The organism is Bacillus sp. FSL K6-2839 (genome assembly GCF_038003365.1).
Lineage (GTDB): Bacteria > Bacillota > Bacilli > Bacillales > Bacillaceae > Bacillus.
Window position 1 is genome coordinate 2,644,356 of record NZ_JBBOOZ010000001.1, and the last position, 17,186, is coordinate 2,661,541.

The 17,186-nt window shown below is 42.5% G+C and carries 18 protein-coding genes; 5 read left to right on the forward strand and 13 right to left on the reverse strand.

Going from position 1 to position 17,186, the window contains the following annotated elements; translation table 11 throughout:
* Nucleotides 1-152 precede the first annotated feature (152 nt).
* Complete coding sequence (locus MHH26_RS13680) at nt 153-1,031, forward strand: TetR/AcrR family transcriptional regulator (protein ID WP_106072941.1); 879 nt, start codon at nt 153-155, stop codon at nt 1,029-1,031.
* 78 nt (nt 1,032-1,109) lie between these two features.
* Here MHH26_RS13680 and fumC read toward each other — a convergent pair whose 3' ends face one another.
* Together fumC and MHH26_RS13690 are read right to left on the reverse strand one after the other, a co-directional pair.
* Complete coding sequence (gene fumC / locus MHH26_RS13685; protein WP_340973704.1) at nt 1,110-2,504, reverse strand: class II fumarate hydratase; 1,395 nt, start codon at nt 2,502-2,504, stop codon at nt 1,110-1,112.
* Nucleotides 2,505-2,593: 89 nt separating this feature from the next.
* Nucleotides 2,594-2,761, reverse strand: a complete 168-nt coding sequence (locus MHH26_RS13690) for a YvzF family protein (protein ID WP_003213147.1) — start codon at nt 2,759-2,761, stop codon at nt 2,594-2,596.
* Nucleotides 2,762-2,875: 114 nt separating this feature from the next.
* Here MHH26_RS13690 and MHH26_RS13695 point away from each other — a divergent pair, with 114 nt between their 5' ends.
* From MHH26_RS13695 to MHH26_RS13710, 4 genes are read left to right on the forward strand one after another with little or no spacing between them, the layout of a single operon-like run.
* Nucleotides 2,876-4,300, forward strand: coding sequence for a spore germination protein (locus MHH26_RS13695; RefSeq protein WP_034659932.1), 1,425 nt, complete (start codon nt 2,876-2,878; stop codon nt 4,298-4,300).
* Nucleotides 4,287-5,381 (forward strand): GerAB/ArcD/ProY family transporter, encoded by a 1,095-nt coding sequence (locus MHH26_RS13700; protein ID WP_034659933.1) that lies wholly within the window; start codon nt 4,287-4,289, stop codon nt 5,379-5,381. The genes MHH26_RS13695 and MHH26_RS13700 overlap by 14 nt, the downstream gene beginning before the upstream one ends.
* The gene (locus MHH26_RS13705; protein ID WP_340973707.1) at nt 5,378-6,496 is read left to right on the forward strand and encodes a Ger(x)C family spore germination protein; all 1,119 of its coding nucleotides are present in this window, start codon (nt 5,378-5,380) and stop codon (nt 6,494-6,496) included. The genes MHH26_RS13700 and MHH26_RS13705 overlap by 4 nt, the downstream gene beginning before the upstream one ends.
* 40 nt (nt 6,497-6,536) lie before the next feature.
* The gene (locus MHH26_RS13710) at nt 6,537-6,905 is read left to right on the forward strand and encodes a hypothetical protein (protein WP_034659936.1); all 369 of its coding nucleotides are present in this window, start codon (nt 6,537-6,539) and stop codon (nt 6,903-6,905) included.
* 47 nt (nt 6,906-6,952) lie between these two features.
* Here MHH26_RS13710 and MHH26_RS13715 read toward each other — a convergent pair whose 3' ends face one another.
* The 11 genes from MHH26_RS13715 to MHH26_RS13765 all read right to left on the reverse strand — a co-directional run bounded on the left by MHH26_RS13715 (nt 6,953) and on the right by MHH26_RS13765 (nt 17,174).
* Nucleotides 6,953-7,588: a response regulator transcription factor gene (locus MHH26_RS13715; RefSeq protein WP_340973709.1), complete on the reverse strand. Its 636-nt coding sequence runs from the start codon at nt 7,586-7,588 to the stop codon at nt 6,953-6,955.
* The gene (gene liaS, locus MHH26_RS13720) at nt 7,585-8,649 is read right to left on the reverse strand and encodes a two-component system sensor histidine kinase LiaS (RefSeq protein WP_106039091.1); all 1,065 of its coding nucleotides are present in this window, start codon (nt 8,647-8,649) and stop codon (nt 7,585-7,587) included. Before liaS ends, MHH26_RS13715 begins: the two co-directional genes overlap by 4 nt.
* On the reverse strand, nt 8,646-9,437 hold the full coding sequence (liaF, locus tag MHH26_RS13725; protein WP_189318193.1) for a cell wall-active antibiotics response protein LiaF: 792 nt from the start codon (nt 9,435-9,437) through the stop codon (nt 8,646-8,648). The genes liaS and liaF overlap by 4 nt, the downstream gene beginning before the upstream one ends.
* 3 nt (nt 9,438-9,440) lie before the next feature.
* On the reverse strand, nt 9,441-10,310 hold the full coding sequence (liaG, locus tag MHH26_RS13730; protein ID WP_340973711.1) for a LiaG family protein: 870 nt from the start codon (nt 10,308-10,310) through the stop codon (nt 9,441-9,443).
* Nucleotides 10,311-10,421: 111 nt separating this feature from the next.
* On the reverse strand, nt 10,422-11,084 hold the full coding sequence (gene liaH, locus MHH26_RS13735; RefSeq protein ID WP_307500219.1) for a stress responsive protein LiaH: 663 nt from the start codon (nt 11,082-11,084) through the stop codon (nt 10,422-10,424).
* 15 nt (nt 11,085-11,099) lie between these two features.
* Entirely contained in the window at nt 11,100-11,492 is a 393-nt protein-coding gene (locus MHH26_RS13740) for a hypothetical protein (RefSeq protein WP_307500220.1), read from the reverse strand.
* A gap of 166 nt (nt 11,493-11,658) precedes the next feature.
* Nucleotides 11,659-12,228 carry a cob(I)yrinic acid a,c-diamide adenosyltransferase gene (locus tag MHH26_RS13745; RefSeq protein ID WP_307500221.1) on the reverse strand — a complete coding sequence of 190 codons (570 nt, stop codon included), beginning with the start codon at nt 12,226-12,228 and terminating at the stop codon, nt 11,659-11,661.
* 123 nt (nt 12,229-12,351) lie between these two features.
* A complete protein-coding gene (locus tag MHH26_RS13750) occupies nt 12,352-13,638 on the reverse strand; it encodes a heme ABC transporter ATP-binding protein (RefSeq protein ID WP_340973715.1) in 1,287 nt (428 codons plus the stop codon).
* Entirely contained in the window at nt 13,635-14,693 is a 1,059-nt protein-coding gene (locus MHH26_RS13755) for a FecCD family ABC transporter permease (RefSeq protein WP_340973716.1), read from the reverse strand. The genes MHH26_RS13750 and MHH26_RS13755 overlap by 4 nt, the downstream gene beginning before the upstream one ends.
* The gene (locus MHH26_RS13760) at nt 14,659-15,609 is read right to left on the reverse strand and encodes an ABC transporter substrate-binding protein (protein ID WP_034659948.1); all 951 of its coding nucleotides are present in this window, start codon (nt 15,607-15,609) and stop codon (nt 14,659-14,661) included. The genes MHH26_RS13755 and MHH26_RS13760 overlap by 35 nt, the downstream gene beginning before the upstream one ends.
* A gap of 176 nt (nt 15,610-15,785) precedes the next feature.
* The gene (locus tag MHH26_RS13765) at nt 15,786-17,174 is read right to left on the reverse strand and encodes a glycoside hydrolase family 28 protein (protein WP_034660694.1); all 1,389 of its coding nucleotides are present in this window, start codon (nt 17,172-17,174) and stop codon (nt 15,786-15,788) included.
* Nucleotides 17,175-17,186: the final 12 nt, after the last annotated feature.

Here is a 17,186-nt window from a genome sequence, read left to right on the forward strand (position 1 = left end):
TTACTTTATAATATAAAGAATTACACTGTAAAAAACAAGTTACAATCTGATTAATTTTTGAAAACTTTCGTCGTTTATGACCGATAAGTCACATCTCTTTGCGCACGTTTCCTAAGACATTTGTCTCTCGGTAAGAAAGGATGACATTCATATTGAAAAAGAAAGAAAAAATGATCATTGAGGCCGGCATGAAATTGTTTGCCAGCAAAGGCTACAATACAACGTCTGTTCAGGAAATTGCGGATGAATGCCACATGTCAAAGGGTGCTTTTTATCTTTATTTCAAATCAAAGGAAGCACTGCTCATTTCAATCTTGCATTACTATTATGATAAGGTATTTACCCGGATTCACGAGGTTCAAACAGAGGGCGGCACACCAAAGGAAGCCTACCGAAAGCAGCTCACTGTCTACTACGATAATATTTTACAGCAAAAGGATTTTATTAAAATGCAGCTGAGCGATCGAGCACTGCCAATGAATGAAGAAACGCAGCTGCTCGCAAAACAAATCAGACTTGCCACCATTCAGCTTCACATTGATAACATTAAGCAGGTATATGGAGATGCAGCGATTCCTTATATGGCTGATCTTTGTTTGACGATTGAGGGCATGAGCCACGTTTATTTCGAGCTTGCGATTTTATATGATTTTCAGCTGGAGGCTGAGGAGCTAGCTGCAACGATGATTCACCGTATCGATGATTTGATGGGCGGTATGATGGAGCGAAATGATTTTCCGCTCATCTCTGTAGATCAAGCGAGCGATTGGTTTGGTCCTATTTACGAACGGTCATTCGACCCGCTGACAGAATCTCTTTTAAAAGAATTAAGAGAGCAGGCTGAAGCACACTATGAAGTGAAAGACGAGCCAGATTTATTTGAAGCGCTTGGCATTTTAGAAAATGAATTAAACAAACAAAAACCAAGACAAGTCATCGTAAAAGGCATGCTGTATCAATTAAAATTATACGCACCGCTCCAAACCAACTCTGAATCACTTATGCGTATTTTGAAAGAGGATCATTTGTAGAACCCAGGGCAGTCCCTGGACTTTCATTTTGTTCGATACTCTCAATGAAAAAAACCAGGGGCTGCTGCCCCTGGTTTCTTATTTTGCTTTCGGTGTCACCATTTCTTCTGGTTTCACAAACTCTTCAAACTGCTCTTCTGTTAGCAGCTCTAATTGAAGTGCTGCTTCTTTTAATGTTAAACCTTCTTTGTGAGCAAGCTTTGCAATTTTCGCTGCATTTTCATATCCGATGTGCGGGTTGAGTGCCGTCACAAGCATCAATGAATTGTTCAAGTTTTTCTCGATTGTTTCTAGGTTTGGTTCGATTCCAACTGCACACTTGTCATGGAATGAGTTCATGCCGTCAGCAAGTAATTCAACTGATTGTAAGAAGTTATAAATGATGACCGGCTTAAATACGTTCAGCTCAAAGTTTCCTTGGCTGGCGGCAAAACCGATTGTTGCATCATTCCCCATAATTTGCGCTGCAATCATTGTTAATGCTTCACTTTGAGTTGGGTTGACTTTACCTGGCATAATGGAGCTTCCTGGTTCATTTTCAGGAATGATCAATTCACCAATTCCGCAGCGCGGACCGCTTGCCAGCCATCTCACATCATTGGCAATTTTCATTAAATCAGCTGCAAGTGCTTTTAGGGCACCGTGTGCATACGTAATTTCATCATGGCTTGTCAGCGCATGGAATTTGTTTGGTGAAGAATTGAATGTTTGACCTGTCAGTTGGCTGATTTCCTCAGCGACATATTGTCCGAACTCAGGATGTGCGTTGATCCCTGTACCAACAGCTGTTCCGCCAATCGCAAGCTCTCTCATTTTTCCAGTTGATTCTAGGATCATTTCTTTTGAACGATCCAGCATGTACACCCAGCCGCTAATCTCTTGACCTACTGTCAGTGGTGTTGCGTCTTGCAAGTGCGTACGACCGATTTTAACAATCTCTTGATACGCTTTTGCTTTCTCATCAAGAGTGGCTCTTAATTGATCAATCGCTGGCAATAATTTTTTGTACACAGCTAAAACAGCTGCCACGTGCATAGCAGTTGGGAATGTGTCGTTTGAGCTTTGGCTGCGGTTGACATCATCGTTCGGATGAATGCTGAACTGACTATTTTTATCTTTCAAGTAAGCAGTTGCTCTATTTGCAACGACTTCGTTCATGTTCATGTTACTTTGCGTTCCACTGCCTGTCTGCCATACAACAAGCGGGAAATGCTCGTCATACTTTCCGCTGATGATGTCATCACATACAGCAGCAATTGCTTCTGCTTTTTCGCTTTCAAGGTTGCCAAGACGTTCGTTGGCAATCGCTGTGCTACGTTTCAAAATTGCAAACGCATTCACAACTTCCTTTGGCATTTTCTCAGAACCGATTTTGAAATTTTCTTTGCTTCGTTGTGTTTGTGCACCCCAGAACTTGTCCTTTGGCACCTTGATTTCGCCCATTGTATCTTTTTCGATTCTAAATTCCGTCATTATGTATCCCTCCATAGCTTCTCATCACTCAACTCTATTCTATACAAAAAACCAAAATCCTTTAAGCGTTTTCAATTAAAATTTTATCTTTATTTTAATTTTAGTTCAATATAAACGCGGACATCTTTCGAATATTTGTATTTTGGGTTCGTTTTTCCGTAATCCTTTGATGTATATGTCACTTCATAATGCTTGTCAAACGACTGTAGAATACGGTCAATCTCCTCTTTTGTTCCTGCTAAACGAATTTGTGCCATCTTGTTTCCTCCAAAACCCTCATTCTTTCTTTTACCACAAAATAATGTAACACAGAATATTGTTTTTTCAAGCAGGTAATGCTAAGAAAAAGTTATTTGAGGCGGGTGATCCTTTTGAATCAGACTCCATTGAAAGAGCACTTATACGATAATCTCTCCGTCATTCTCCCGCAATTAAAGGAAATGGATGATTTGGTCCATGAGAAAAAAACACTGCCTCACGGGCAAGTCGTTTACTATTTATACATAAAAGAAATGAACGAAAAGATGGAGATTCAAACCTTTTTAAAGCTGCTTCTCCAAGATCATACGTCTCTCACAAAAGAGAAGCTGGAATCCAATTTATCGATGATGACCACACGTTCGGTGAAGACCTCTGAACAATTGGTCGATGCGATTTTTGAAGGGCATTGCGTGGTGCTCATTAATGGATTTCAGCATGCGTATATTTTAGAAACGCATGGAACGAAGAAACGCAGTTTAGGGGATGCTACCTCTGAAACAGTCGTGAGAGGACCAAAAATTGGCTTTATTGAAGATTTAAATACGAATTTAGCGCTTGTAAGACAGCGCTTGAAAAACCCCGATCTTAAAACCGTCGATATGAAGATTGGTCTACAGAAATACACTCAGGTGACCATCATGTACATCGACGGTATCGTTCAAGTGCCTGTTTTAAAGGAAGTCAAAAAACGGCTCAAGCAAGTCACCATTGATGATATACAAGACTCTGGTGTTCTTGAGGAGCTGATTGAAGACAATGTGTATTCTCCTTTTCCACAAATTCAAAACACAGAACGGCCGGATAAAGTGGCGTCTGCTTTAAATAATGGCCGGGTCGCCATCTTTGTCGATCATTCACCTTTTGTGTTAATTGTACCTGCATCCCTTGCGACGATTATGCAATCACCCGATGATTATTATGAAAGATGGATCGCCGCCTCTCTTATTCGTTTGCTGAGATTTACCTCGATCTTTCTGACGTTATTTTTATCAGCCATTTATATTGCGCTTGTGTCGTTCCATCAAGGTCTTTTGCCAACCACTCTGGCTATTACGATCTCGAGCACAAGGGAAAATGTCCCGTTTTCACCCATTGTCGAGGCACTCATCATGGAGATAACCATTGAGCTGCTGCGGGAAGCTGGCTTAAGGCTGCCAAACCCGCTCGGTCAAACGATCGGACTTGTTGGCGGGGTTGTCATTGGACAGGCTGCCGTTCAGGCACATATTGTCAGCTCAATCATGGTGATTATCGTTAGTGTCATTGCACTTGCATCCTTTACTGTTCCTCAATATGGGATGGGCATGTCCTTTCGTGTGCTCCGCTTTGTGTCCATGTTTACTGCGGCTACCTTTGGTTTATATGGGATTGTGCTGTTTATGCTTGTACTCCTTACTCATCTCACGCGGCAAAAAAGTTTTGGCACGCCTTATTTCTCACCAGATTTTGTGTTCAGCTATAAAAACGAAGACAATTCCATTATTCGATTGCCTTTAAAAAATCAAAAGAAAGGAGAACGACATGGTCAATCATAAAGAGTCGATTACCAGCTATCAGGCAAGTGCCATTATTGCCAATACAACACTAGGCGCAAGTATGATGATTCTACCAAGATCAATGGCTCAGGCTGCGGCTACACCTGACGGCTGGATTGCACTCTTACTCGTGAGTGTCATTTACATTGTGTTTATTTTTGCAAATGTCCTCATGATGAAAAAAGTCCCCTTCTCCTCTTATTATGATTATACGAACGAGGGGCTTGGAAAATGGATTGGCGCTCTTGCCAACCTCTTGATTATTATTTATTTTCTTGGCGTCGCCAGCTATGAAGTACGAGCGATGTCGGAAATGGTGAAATTCTTTCTGCTTCAAAACACGCCTGTAGCGGTGACAATGATCAGCTTTATTATAGTTGGTTTTTATCTTGTGATTGGCGGGATTGGTGATTTAGCCAGGCTTTTTCCTTTTATTTTGATTGTGACGCTCATCATCTTATTTGTCGCTTACGGACTTAGCTTGCAAGAATTTAAGTTAGATAACCTCCGGCCCGTTTTAGGAGAGGGGTTCTCCCCTGTCTTCAATTCCTTTAATGCATCAGCCATATCGTTTGTCGGCATTGAAATGATGCTGTTTATGCCTGCTTATATGAACACGCAAAAACACACTTTTGCTTATGGAACAGTCGGCTTTTTGATTCCTGCGATTATTTATATTTTCACTTATATTCTTGTGATAGGTGCGCTGACGGTCAAAGAAACGGCGGCTTTGACTTGGCCGACCATTGCCTTATTCCAATCGTTTGATATTCAGGGGATTTTTATTGAACGAATTGAATCATTTTTGCTTATCGTTTGGCTGGTTCAGCTGTATACAAGCTTTGTCGGATATACATTTTTTGCCGCAATCGGGGTATCCAGACTGACCAAGTTTCCTAAAAAGGTAGTCGTCGCTCTAATGGGAATTGTCATTTACTTTGCAGCGATTTTCCCAAAGGATGTCGATACAGTGCGAGATTATTTAACCTATGTGAACAACCTCTTTTTCCTGCTGTTCGGCATTCTCCCGTTTCTCTTATTTATAATCGTTTTTTTCAAAAGGAGGCGGAAAACAGCATGAAAAAGAAGGCAGCTTGTGCTCTTTTGATGCTGGTTCTATTAAGTGGTTGCTGGGATAGTACAAATATTGAGGAGCTCAACATGGCGATTGGGTTTGCAGTAGATAAAGGGGACCAAGGACATAAATTAAAGGTGTCTATGCAAGTCCTCGTTCCTCAAAAGATTGATCAGGAAGCAAGCGTCAAAGACCCTACGAAAATCATTGAAACAAGCGGGGATTCTATGCATCAAATTTTCCGCACAACGGCGCTGAAAAGCCACCGCATTTTCGCCCAGCAGCTAAGGGTGTATTTGTTTTCTGAGGAGCTCATCAATGAGAATAATTTCGACCTCGTCATTAATCAATTCATTCGAGACAATGAAACGCGGAGAGGAAGCCTCGTCTTTATGACCTCTGAGAAACCTGGGGACATGCTGAAAATCAATGACGACGGACAGCCAGCCTCTTCGACCTTATACGATCTTTCAGAAAACAGAAAAACGACCATTTCCATGTTCAAGACGGTCTCATTAGGAGATATTTCTTCTGCCATGCAAAACAATGTATCTTTTGCTCTTCCGAAAGTCAGCGTCGATCAAGGAAAATTAATACTCGACGGTGCCTCTATTATTAAGAATAGACGATTTCTCACCAATATCTCTCCGTCAGCAGTGGAGTCATATAATTTGTTAACAGGGGACGGAGAAGGCGGAGTCATACAATTTGAATATGATCACAGCCTCTACTCTTTTGAAATTTTCAAAATCAAGCACCATATCAAAACGCATAAATCAGCCAGTGGAAAATATCAATTTGATGTGTCAGTGGAGCTTGATGGGCGATTGTCTGAGGATTGGAATGAACGCGAAAACGCTTTTAATGAAAAGTATCTCAGAGAAATCGAAGGCGCTGTCAAGCGTCGATTAGAGAAAAACGTTAAAGATTTCATCGAGGAATTACAGCATGAGATCAAAGCAGATATTTGCGGGTTTTATCAAAAGGCGAGTATTGCCTACCCAAAGGACTTTCGAAAAGAAGCAAAACATTGGGATGAGATTTTTAGTGAATCAGATATTCGTTACAAAGCAAATGTGAAAATCCGTGACTTCGGGACTAAGGGCGCAACACAATCCTGATAGAGTATGTTAAAATGGTAAGAAAAAAAGGGTGTCAATCATGAAACGAGCTTTACTTTCGGCCGGCATTCTATTTTTGATTCTAGGAATACTCCTGTTAGTCGTTGTATTCATGCAATCAAAAGAAGATTTCTTCATTGAAGCCGACAGCTTTTCGAGCACATTTTTGATCGTGATTTATTATGGACAAACCCCTGCGCTCCTTCTTATTGGAGGCGGTTTATTCGTCGGACTTTCACAGATCATTGGTTTGCAGGAGAAAAAAGCAGCAGTGGCAAAGGAGAGCGTACAGCTATTATCCGAGATGAAGAAAGCCCTAGAAGACAAATCGGCCGAGGAGCAGGAGGCTTTTCCAGTTCCTGAGCTCCATCAACTATCCGAACGTCCGATCACAGGACAGAAGGACTAATTTTACGCATGTTCTAGCAGCTTTCATTTGAAAGCTGTTTTTTTATTTTATTGAATCAGCTTATGACGATGCGCATACACAGCCGCTTGCGTCCGGTCTTCTACATCGAGTTTGGAAAGAATGTTGGTAATGTGTGTCTTCACTGTTTTAATTGTAATAAATAGTTCCTCAGCAATGACCTTATTCGATTTTCCATCCGCAATCAGCTTCAAGATTTCCATTTCTCTTGCTGTTAATGCATCATGAAGGATCGATCCATTTGAGGAATGACGGAGTTTATTCATGACCTTTCCAGCCACTTTTGATTCAAGTCTTGGTTCGCCGATACTTGCAGACCGAATGGCATCCGCAATTTCTCCTGCCTTGGATGTTTTTAATAAATAGCTTAAAGCACCTGCCTCAATCACTGGATAGACTTTATCATCGTCAATAAAGCTCGTCAGAACGATAATTCGAGCATCTTCAATTTCTTGGCAAATTCTTTTCGTTGCTTCGATGCCATCCATTCCTTCCATGACAAGATCCATTAAAATCACATCTGGCTTTAATTCAACCGCAAGCTCTACACCTTTTTGTCCATCTGCCGCTTCACCAATGACTTCAATATCAGCCTGCGCCTCTAAAAAGGCAGCAAGCCCCATTCTCACCATTTCGTGATCGTCGATTAAAAGTACTCGAATCATCGAACGTTCTCTCCTTTTCCTTCATCAAAAATGGGGACCTTCACATCGATTTGTGTTCCTTTTCCCTCAAATGACATAATCTCTGCGACACCGCCTACTTCACTTGTTCTTTCACGAATCGATTCAAGTCCGTAGGAAGCTGTCTTCACATGATCTGTTTGAAAACCGATCCCATTGTCGATAATCTTCAGCTGCACCTGCCGATTTCGAATGAGCAGACGTACCGTCACCTTTGTCGCCTTTGCATGCCTGAACACATTTGATAGGGCTTCCTGTACAATTCGGAAGAGGTGATCCTCTACTCCTTTAGACAGCGGAACATCATCTTCTATTTCCCAATCAATATCAATCGGCTGCTTTGCTTGAAATTCATTTAGGAGTTCAATCAAGCCTTTTTTCAAGTCTTTTCCTTCAAGGGTGATCGGTCTGAGATGAAGCAAAAGCGCACGCATTTCATTTTGTGCATCGCCAGCCATTCGTTCGACTAGGCGCATTTGCTTTAAAATCTTTTCATCCTTTTCCTTCATGCCTTCAAGAATCGCAGAGGTCATCATCGAAATCGCAAACAACTGCTGGCTGACCGCATCATGCAGTTCTCGTGCTAGACGCTGGCGTTCTTCTGAGACGACGGATTTCTTCATTTGCACCTGCCATTCAGCCCGTTCATTCGAGAGCTTTTGCAAAGAAGCTACTTGTCCTTCAACTCGTTTCGCCATTTCATTTAATTGATCTGCCGCTAAGCCAATTTCATCGTCGCCAAGAGATGGCAGTCTGTATGCAAAGTTCCCATTTTCAAACTTTAAAATCGACTCTACAAGCTGATCGAGACGCTTCTTATGCTGATAGCCAAATACATGCGAGGCAGAAACCCCAATGGCAATACTAATGATCAGTAAAATACAAAAAAACGGGATGCCGAACCAGCGGGTAGAGAGGAGAATCATCGGATCAAGCTGATAATAAAAAAACATGGGCAGCATCGTCATGATGACAACACCAAGCGAGATCCCTACTCCAAGACGAATAGATTGCCACTGGATACCTAGATGGAGTTTCCTCATAAGTATCTCACATCCACATCTCCGATCAGTAAAGAAATGGAGATTTTCACTTTTCGTTTGCTCTCATCGTAATTGTTGGTCATCACATACACTTTACTGCCGAATCCGCTTCTTTTTTCATCGATAATTTTCATATCACCGATTGCAGCTGAAGCACTCACACATACTTCAATATCCTGCGGTACGTAAATATCCACATCTCCGATGAGCCCGCTAATCACAATCGTGCTCTCTTCTTCTGCGATGATGGCCTTTGATAAGTCGATTTTAACATCCCCGATAAACCCTGAAATCGTCAAATCACTTAATTGAAACGGCTTTTTCATCAGCCTGACTTCACCGATAAAAAAGTCATGCTCCTTGCGCGGCTTTGTCTGGCTCTTTGTTTTCTTTTGTTCGCCCTCTTTTTCAAGATTGACTTTCAGAGAAGGCTTACCATCGTCCGATGCTTCCTTTTTATCGACATCAAAAACAGGTTTGTTTTTCAATAAGCGATAGCCGGCATATATCAAAAAGGCCGCAAATAAATATCCTGTTAGACTAAATGTAATATTGAGCAGAAATTTTAAAAAGAGAAAGCCGGCAAAAATATAGGAAACTGAACCGAGCCAACGTTTGGATCTTGAGTGCAGCCAATAGCCAGCCAGCGCAAAAAACACAGGCCAAAACAAATCGGCTCCGATCCCAATAATTTTGAGAAATAGATTAATACCAAAAATCACGACAATGATGCCTAAAATTTGATTCCTTGAAAAACGCAGTTGACTCGCCTCCTTCCTTTCTTCCATTCATTACCGCAGCTTTAAGTTTCCACTTGTCATTTCAATATCGACTAAGTGTGTTCCTTTTCCCTGCTTGCCTTTAAAGCCTCGCCCTTCACTATCCACTTGATCAAAGTGATAGGAGTGATCGACACTTCCACTTGTTTTTTTCACTTGGACGTTAAAGTCTCCTTCATCCGGCAGGTTAAGTTTTGCACTGCCTGATGTCATATGAAAGGAGACAGGTGACGCAATGGTATCAAACCTTGCCGTTAATCTACCGCTTGTCATGCCTAGTTGCAGCTCCCCTTTGACATCTTTAATATCGGCACGTCCAGAGGTTGCCCCAATATCACTATTTTTCGCATCGATGTGAGACACGGAGAGTCTGCCCGATGTCGCTTTGATTTCTACATTTTTTGCTGAGAAATTCTCAGCTTTGAGGTTTCCGCTTGTTGATTTGAGCGTCACATCTTGAAGAGACAGCTTCCCTTCACCATCCATCTCGCTGACCCCGCTTCCACCTGTAATCTTCACATTTTTATGATAATCTGTTGGAATTTTGACTAAGAGCTCTCCTTTTTCAAATGAGGAGAAAAATAAGAATCCTTTATTTTCAGCACGGACGTTGAATGTACTGCCTGTTTGCTCCGCATACATTTTCCCTTTTCCATTAACGACAATCACGGAAATATCGGAACGATTTTCAGGCTTTACCTTCACGCGAAACCCAGAAAGAGAGATATCTAATTGATCAATTTCATCTTTTTTCGCTGAAGCTGTTGTGACTGCTTTTTCACGGGAGAAACTCAAATGAAAGAGATCTTCATTTTTGAAAAGCATCCCAATCATTAAAAAGACACCTACAAGTATACAAATTAGACCGATTAACCGCTTCATTCGTACCATCCTTTTATCTTCTGACCTTTTCATTATAAGGAAAAGCGAAACAGAAAGAAATCAAATATCGGAAGAAAAATCCTGCTTTTCTTCCGATCTGACATCGATTCCTTAGTTTGCTTGCTGCTCAGGCTTCTTCTCCAGCTTGAGCTTCTGCCATTCTTTTTCAACCTCATCCGCATAGTCTAGATGAGCATATGCTCCTTGATCGGCAAATTGTGCATAGCTGCCCGCTTTTGTCTCCATTTCTTCGATACGGTTTTCCATTCGAAGAAATTCCTTATATGCACTTTCACTGTCTACTTTGTTCATGGATTCGTTCATATGCTGCTTTGCCTGTGCGGCATTTGCTCTTGCAATCAGTGCCTGCTTCTTATCTTTAATATCACGCAGCTTCGTTTCTAACTGCTGCAATTGCTCTTTCAGCTCTTTCAATTGTTTCACAGATTGCTGATAAGCTTCCTGATATTCCTGATGCTTTTCTTCAAAATACTTCATTTCTGTGAGCGCTTTTCGTGCTAATTCTTCTTCTCCTGCGTGAAATGCCAGCTCAGCCTGCTTCTTTCTTTTATCAGCAAATGCTTCCGTCTCTTCTGCTTTGCGCAGGAAGCCTTGCTGAATCGTTTGCTGTTTGATGATCGCATGTTTCGCTTTAGCAATATCGTCTTCCATATCACGAACGTACTGATTCAGCATGACACGCGGATTCTCCAATTTATCTAAGCCTTCATTGACCGTTGCAACAAACATATCTCTTACTCTTCTGAATACCATTTGATATTCCTCCTCTTATTTTTTCTTTAAAAAGTCTTCCCATTCTTGATCAAATGACGTGTGAATAGGTTCTTCCATTTTCGGTGCCGTGTTTGGCTCCATATATGATCTGGTTGATGATTCTTTTGCCTGTTCACCATTGATCATCGTCCAGCCGAAGTAGAGAAGCCCCCCAGCCAATGCGATTCCAAGGATAAATGGCAGAGATTGCACAACAATCAGTACACCAATGACCGCTAGAATGACACCTAAGGTTTGACTGCCTTTCTCATATTTCTTTACACCTACATAGATGAGCCACGCCCCAATCAGAATCGGGATCAGCCCTCCTAGTGAACCACCGAAGAAGATGGATAGACCGACAAACATTAAAATCGAACCGATGATGGTTTTACTTGTTATTTTCATCTTCATGCCTCCTTTCTTGCTCCTTGCTTTTACTTTAGTCAAAAAAGAGAGCTGGCAAAACGTGTCGCAGATTGATCTTTCATTGCGACCAGAGTCGTAACTTCACTCAGACTAAGCGATAGAACCCAATAAAAAAGCACTCTTCTCATTCGAAGAGTGCTTTTCCTTATTTAGACCGAAACACGTCTGCGCTTCGTTCATATTCAACATCAGCTTCACCGAGCCGATGATTCACGACTCGTGCGGCTGCAAATAAATAGTCGGATAGACGGTTCACATAGGTGAGTGTAACCGCTGGAATCTCCTCCTGCTTCGCAAGCGTCACAATATGCCTCTCTGCTCTTCTGACGACTGTCCGCGCCACATGTAAGAGAGCAGCGCCTTCCTGGCCGCCCGGCAAAATAAACTTTGTGAGAGGCGCGGCTTCTTCTACATAGATATCCATTCTTTGTTCAAGGACTGCCACTGATGCTTCAGTTAATTTGCCTTCTTTACGTGGTTTGACTGCTGCCAAATCACCGCCGCAGTCAAAGAGCTCGTGCTGTATCACAATCAGCTCTGACAAAATGTCTTGAAACAATTCTCCATGCTGACGTAAATTTGCATGTGCGAGTCCAATGAAGCTATTCGCCTCATCTAACGTGCCGTACGCCTCTACTCTTACATCATCCTTATCGGCTCTCCCGCCGATCAAGCCTGTTTGACCTTGATCCCCTGTTTTTGTATAAAGTTTCATCGGTGTCCCTCCTTGTCTATTGCTTTGTCCTTTTAGTATAACCTGAAGTGGAAAGGATGTATTTGTTTAACTAAAGCACTGTGATTTTCATCGCATCATAAACAAAAAAGCGAACCCTTTGGTTCACTTTTGAATGGCATTCAATGTATAAAGAAGACGGTGCACTTTCTGTTTTAATCTTTCATGTAAATGCTCATCATCTTCTGTTTCCTGCATACCCGCAGCAGCGATACAAAGATGATGAATGGACATGCTCGTCTCCTGTTGAATCATGTGGACAAGCTGCCCCATGAGCTGAACAGACGATCCGTCTGATAAAGATTCTTTCAATACAAGCCAAATGGTCAGCTCTTCTTGCTGACGCATGCCGTAAAGCGCTATGTCATCTTCCATGTCTTCAGCAGCAAATTGGTTTGGTCCACTCGTTTGGTCGTAAAACAATATTCCTTCACGATCATCCAGCTCGTCACGAAGCATCTCAGTTCCTGTTCCGAGAGATCTTTTCCAAAAGAAGCCGCCCCTTTTCTGATGTGAGGAAAGGACGCGGAGCGGCTGTTTGAGGGAAAACGTCATTCCTTCTGAGCCATACGTTTTCCAGCCATCCGCTAACTTTGCATTTGATACTATAGAAGCCCCCGCAGGCTCAATGATCAGCTGAGGGTTTGCTCTTCGCGGGTGTTGGAGCGGTGTTACCTCTGTTTCATACACACGGTTGATTCGCTCAGGCGTCAAGACGTGGTGCGGCAGTCCTATCATTTCCGTCTTTCCTTCATCAAGCAGCAGCAGCCGGTCACAATATAAACTGGCGATGTTCACATCATGAAACACGCCGATCACCGTTAGCCTAGAGGAAGTTGTCTCTTCTTTAATTAAATCAAGCAAGTCTTTTTGATAGGCCAAATCAAGAAAACTGGTTGGTTCATCCAGCAATAAATATTCAGGTTGCTGGGCTAATGCCTGTGCCAAGTACACACGCTGCTGTTCTCCCCCGCTCAACTCATGAATGGATTGATCCTTAAATTGTGCAACATCCGTTTGTTCCATTACTTTGTTTACGACCTGCATATCTTCTCGCGTAACAGATTGCAGCCATCCTTTTTGATATGGGTAACGACCGAATTGAACCGTTTCTTCCACTGTAAATGAGAAGGCTTGGTCCGTTTTCTGCGGTAGAACAGCCATTTTTTGCGCAAGCGCCTTTGGACGGTAGGATTGAACCAGTTGACCGCTCAGGCGTACCTCGCCACTCTCAGGTGCCAGCATCCCAGAAATCATTTTAAGCAAGGTCGACTTACCGCTCCCATTTGGACCAAGTATACCGAGAAATTCTCCTTGCTTTAACTCAAGGCTGATGCCACGTATGACCTCTTTCTCTCCATATCCACCTCTGATTTCCTTCACTTGAATCATAGATGCGTCCCTCCTCTATATTTACGGATGAGGATGATGCCGAATACAGGGGCACCAATTAACGCAGTAATGATGCCAATCGGTAATTCAGTCGGTTCAATGGTCGTACGGGATAACACATCTGCTAAAACGAGAAAGGAAGCGCCGTTCAGCATAGACAAAGGCAGGAGGTGCCGGTGGTCTGTGATGGCTAAGAGGCGAATAAAATGCGGAATCACAAGTCCCACAAATCCGATCGTCCCTGACACCGCTACCGCACTACCTGTCAGAATCGAGCCAGCAAGCAGCACTATATATTTGCTCCTTTTCACATGTAAACCTAATAGCTTTGCCTTCTCCTCGCCATACGTCATGACATTCAAATCTCGTCCCATCAGCATTAATGCAAAGGTCCCGACAAGAAAGAAAGGAAGGAAAAGCGCAATATAGCGCCAGCCCCTCATGGACACACTGCCGAGAAGCCAATGAATAATCTCTTTTAGATCATCACCTGTTAAAGCAATCATCAATGATATAAGCGCACCCAAAAAAGAGCTGAAAATCACCCCAGTTAAAATTAAAGAAGAGATGCTCATCCCCCGATGAACAAGACGCGCAAAAAAGAGGACGAGACATAGGGTCACAAGCGCTGTTGTCATACTGAAAAAAGGCAGTGTGAAACTGCCGAGCAAAGGGAGCTGCAAGCTGAAAAATAGTGTCGCGACGGCTCCAACTGATGCCCCTTGAGATACACCCAGCGTATATGGGTCAGCAAGGGGATTTTTTAATAAACCTTGAAAGGCTGCACCTGATAACGCCAGCGCTGCTCCGACTAGTGCCGCTAATATCACTCTCGGCAGCCGGATATTCATCATAATATTGCGATCAATTGAATCTATTGTGCCAATCTGCACCCCGAATAGTTCATGAACAAATATACGGAGAATAGAAGGAATGGGAATCCCTAAGCTTCCAAAGGAGATTCCCATTCCAATGCTCACCACAAGAAGTAAAACACTTAGTGTGTATGCGATGATGAATTTATTTGAACGTGTCAGGATAGATGCTTTTCGCAAGAGCCTCGACTCCTTCAACCAATCGCGGTCCCGGTCTTGATGCGAGATCCGTATTCAATTGAAAGACTTGTTTTTCCTTCACTGCTTTGATCGCATTCCAGCCGTCTCTCTTTTTCAGATCAGCTAAGCTGGAACCATCAATTGTGACGATCACATCAGGATTTCGTTTGATAATCGCTTCTTCTGTCATTTGCACCCAGCCAGTTTGATCGCCAGCAGCATTTTTCGCATGGATAACAGAAAGCATTTCGTCCATAAATGTATTTGTACCTGTTGTATAGATTTCAGGCGCACCTGATACTTCGACAAAGACTGTTTTTTGTTCGTCTTTGGAGATCGCCTCTGCTTGTTTCTTGATGTCATTCAATTTTGTTTTCATCTCATCTACAAGCTTTGTTGATGCTTCTTTTACACCTGTTGCTTCACCGATCATATTGATCGATTTGTACACATCCTTAAAGGAGGTGGCATCATTTACAGTCAGTACTTGAATTCCTGCATCTTCAAGCTGTTTAAATCCATCTTTTGATCCCATCTGCGATGCATGAGCTAATACTAGATCAGGCTTTAAGGAAATGACCTTCTCGACATTGAATTCAAGTCCGCCAATCTTCTCTACCTTTTCAACTTCCTTTGGATAATTGTCAAAATCTGATCGTCCAACCATTTTATCGCCAAGACCAAGCGCATAGGCAACCTCTGTATTACTTGGAATTAATGAAACAATACGCTTAGGCTGCTCTTTGATTTCGACTGTTTTACCAGCTGCATCTTTAATCGAGACAGGAAATGCCGCAGCCGCTGTTTCGTTATTTTGTGAACTCTTTGCTTTATGGTCTGTCTCAGCACCTGCACATCCTGCTAAAACACCCATCACAAGCAATAGCGATAGCCAAATGGCCGTTAACTTTTTCATGAATGAACCCCCTGATTTATGTACTGCTTGACGTCATCTCTTCCGTCAATTCTTTTCTAATTTCGGGAATATTATACTACAGTGCAGATAGGTTGTATATGTGATTTCTAAAAGCGTCTTTTTCGTTCTTACTAAAAGAAAAACAGCCTCCGAAAAGACTGTTTTTCACTCATCTATCAATTGATTTGTTCCCCATTGATGACGACTTTCTGAAAAGAAGGAGATACTGCATGCTCCAAAGAAAGTGGATACGTCACATGATCTATGACACAATTTTTCATGTTGAAGTGTGTAACGGGGGAATGTGAGTAGGCGGCTATTTTCACACCATATCGTCCGCCGCTGCTTTTCAGTCCTTCTACTTCAATATGACGCACAACAGGACGATGTGGACCCGCATCCCCTTCCTCATACATCATGTCGATACAGACCACTTCATGCTTTAAGCTTTTGACTGTGTTGTTTTTAAAGTAAATATGTTCAATGGTACCGCCTCTGACAGAGTTGGTTTTAATACGCAGTGCCCGGTCAAGGTTCGGACTATCCATTACATTATTCTCTGCATATACATACCTGACCCCGCCAGAGATTTCACTCCCAATCGTCACTCCGCCGTGTCCATCACGCATCTCATTTCTACGAATGACAATGTTTTCAGATGAAACCCCTATTCTCCGTCCGTCCTCGTTCCTTCCAGATTTGATGGCAATACAATCGTCTCCATTATCAAAATAACAATCTTCAATGAGCACATTCCGGCAAGACTCCGGATTAACACCATCTGTATTTGGTCCATGCCCGATGATATGGACTCCACGGACGATGACATTTTCACTTAGCACAGGATGAATTTGCCACATCGGTGAATCCTTCACTGTCACTCCTTCAATGAGAACTTGCTGGCATTGGTAGGGCTGGATAAAGCTTGACCTTAAATAATGGCCTTCTCCAAACACTCTTTCTTCTACTGGTATCCTCTTTTCAGCCATTTCAAATAGAAGCTGCCGATCCCGGTCCTGAGACGGCTGGCCATTCGTGCCATACTTCCAAGGCCACCAATGATGTTCATCCCCTCTGCCATCAAGCGTTCCAGCTCCTGTAATGGCGATATTTTCTGCATGGTGTGCATAAATGAGAGGTGAATAATTATAAAGCTCAATCCCTTCATATCTTGTCAGTACAATCGGCAGATAATCCTTTGGATCTTGGCTGAATGCCACATAGGCTTTCTCATGCAAATGCAGCTCTACATGACTCTTCAATTCTAGAGCACCTGTCACAAACGTCCCTTCTGGAATCAGCACACGTCCCCCTTTCAAACGGTGCGCATCATCAATCGCAGACTGGATAGCATCTGTTGAAAGCTCTATCCCTTTCCCATCTGCACCATAATGAACCACATTAAATTCACGATCAGGGAACAGCGGCGCTTTTATCTGCTTTAACACTTGATCGATTCCGTTTGCTTTTTTGTCTTTCTTCTCTTGCCTTGCTAAACGCGTGAGTCCGATTCCTGTGAGTACCGTTCCTGCTGTGATATACATCAAATCCCGCATTTTAAACACGTTCTCATCCCC

Bases quoted from the DNA above. Each gene is read 5' to 3' on its own strand.
- fumC (WP_340973704.1), bottom strand. From the start codon at position 2,504: ATGACGGAATTTAGAATCGAAAAAGATACAATGGGCGAAATCAAGGTG.
- MHH26_RS13690 (WP_003213147.1), bottom strand. From the start codon at position 2,761: ATGGCACAAATTCGTTTAGCAGGAACAAAAGAGGAGATTGACCGTATT.
- MHH26_RS13700 (WP_034659933.1), top strand. From the start codon at position 4,287: ATGGTCAATCATAAAGAGTCGATTACCAGCTATCAGGCAAGTGCCATT.
- MHH26_RS13705 (WP_340973707.1), top strand. From the start codon at position 5,378: ATGAAAAAGAAGGCAGCTTGTGCTCTTTTGATGCTGGTTCTATTAAGT.
- MHH26_RS13710 (WP_034659936.1), top strand. From the start codon at position 6,537: ATGAAACGAGCTTTACTTTCGGCCGGCATTCTATTTTTGATTCTAGGA.
- MHH26_RS13715 (WP_340973709.1), bottom strand. From the start codon at position 7,588: ATGATTCGAGTACTTTTAATCGACGATCACGAAATGGTGAGAATGGGG.
- liaS (WP_106039091.1), bottom strand. From the start codon at position 8,649: ATGAGGAAACTCCATCTAGGTATCCAGTGGCAATCTATTCGTCTTGGA.
- liaF (WP_189318193.1), bottom strand. From the start codon at position 9,437: ATGGAAGAAAGGAAGGAGGCGAGTCAACTGCGTTTTTCAAGGAATCAA.
- liaG (WP_340973711.1), bottom strand. From the start codon at position 10,310: ATGAAGCGGTTAATCGGTCTAATTTGTATACTTGTAGGTGTCTTTTTA.
- liaH (WP_307500219.1), bottom strand. From the start codon at position 11,084: ATGGTATTCAGAAGAGTAAGAGATATGTTTGTTGCAACGGTCAATGAA.
- MHH26_RS13740 (WP_307500220.1), bottom strand. From the start codon at position 11,492: ATGAAAATAACAAGTAAAACCATCATCGGTTCGATTTTAATGTTTGTC.
- MHH26_RS13745 (WP_307500221.1), bottom strand. From the start codon at position 12,228: ATGAAACTTTATACAAAAACAGGGGATCAAGGTCAAACAGGCTTGATC.
- MHH26_RS13750 (WP_340973715.1), bottom strand. From the start codon at position 13,638: ATGATTCAAGTGAAGGAAATCAGAGGTGGATATGGAGAGAAAGAGGTC.
- MHH26_RS13760 (WP_034659948.1), bottom strand. From the start codon at position 15,609: ATGAAAAAGTTAACGGCCATTTGGCTATCGCTATTGCTTGTGATGGGT.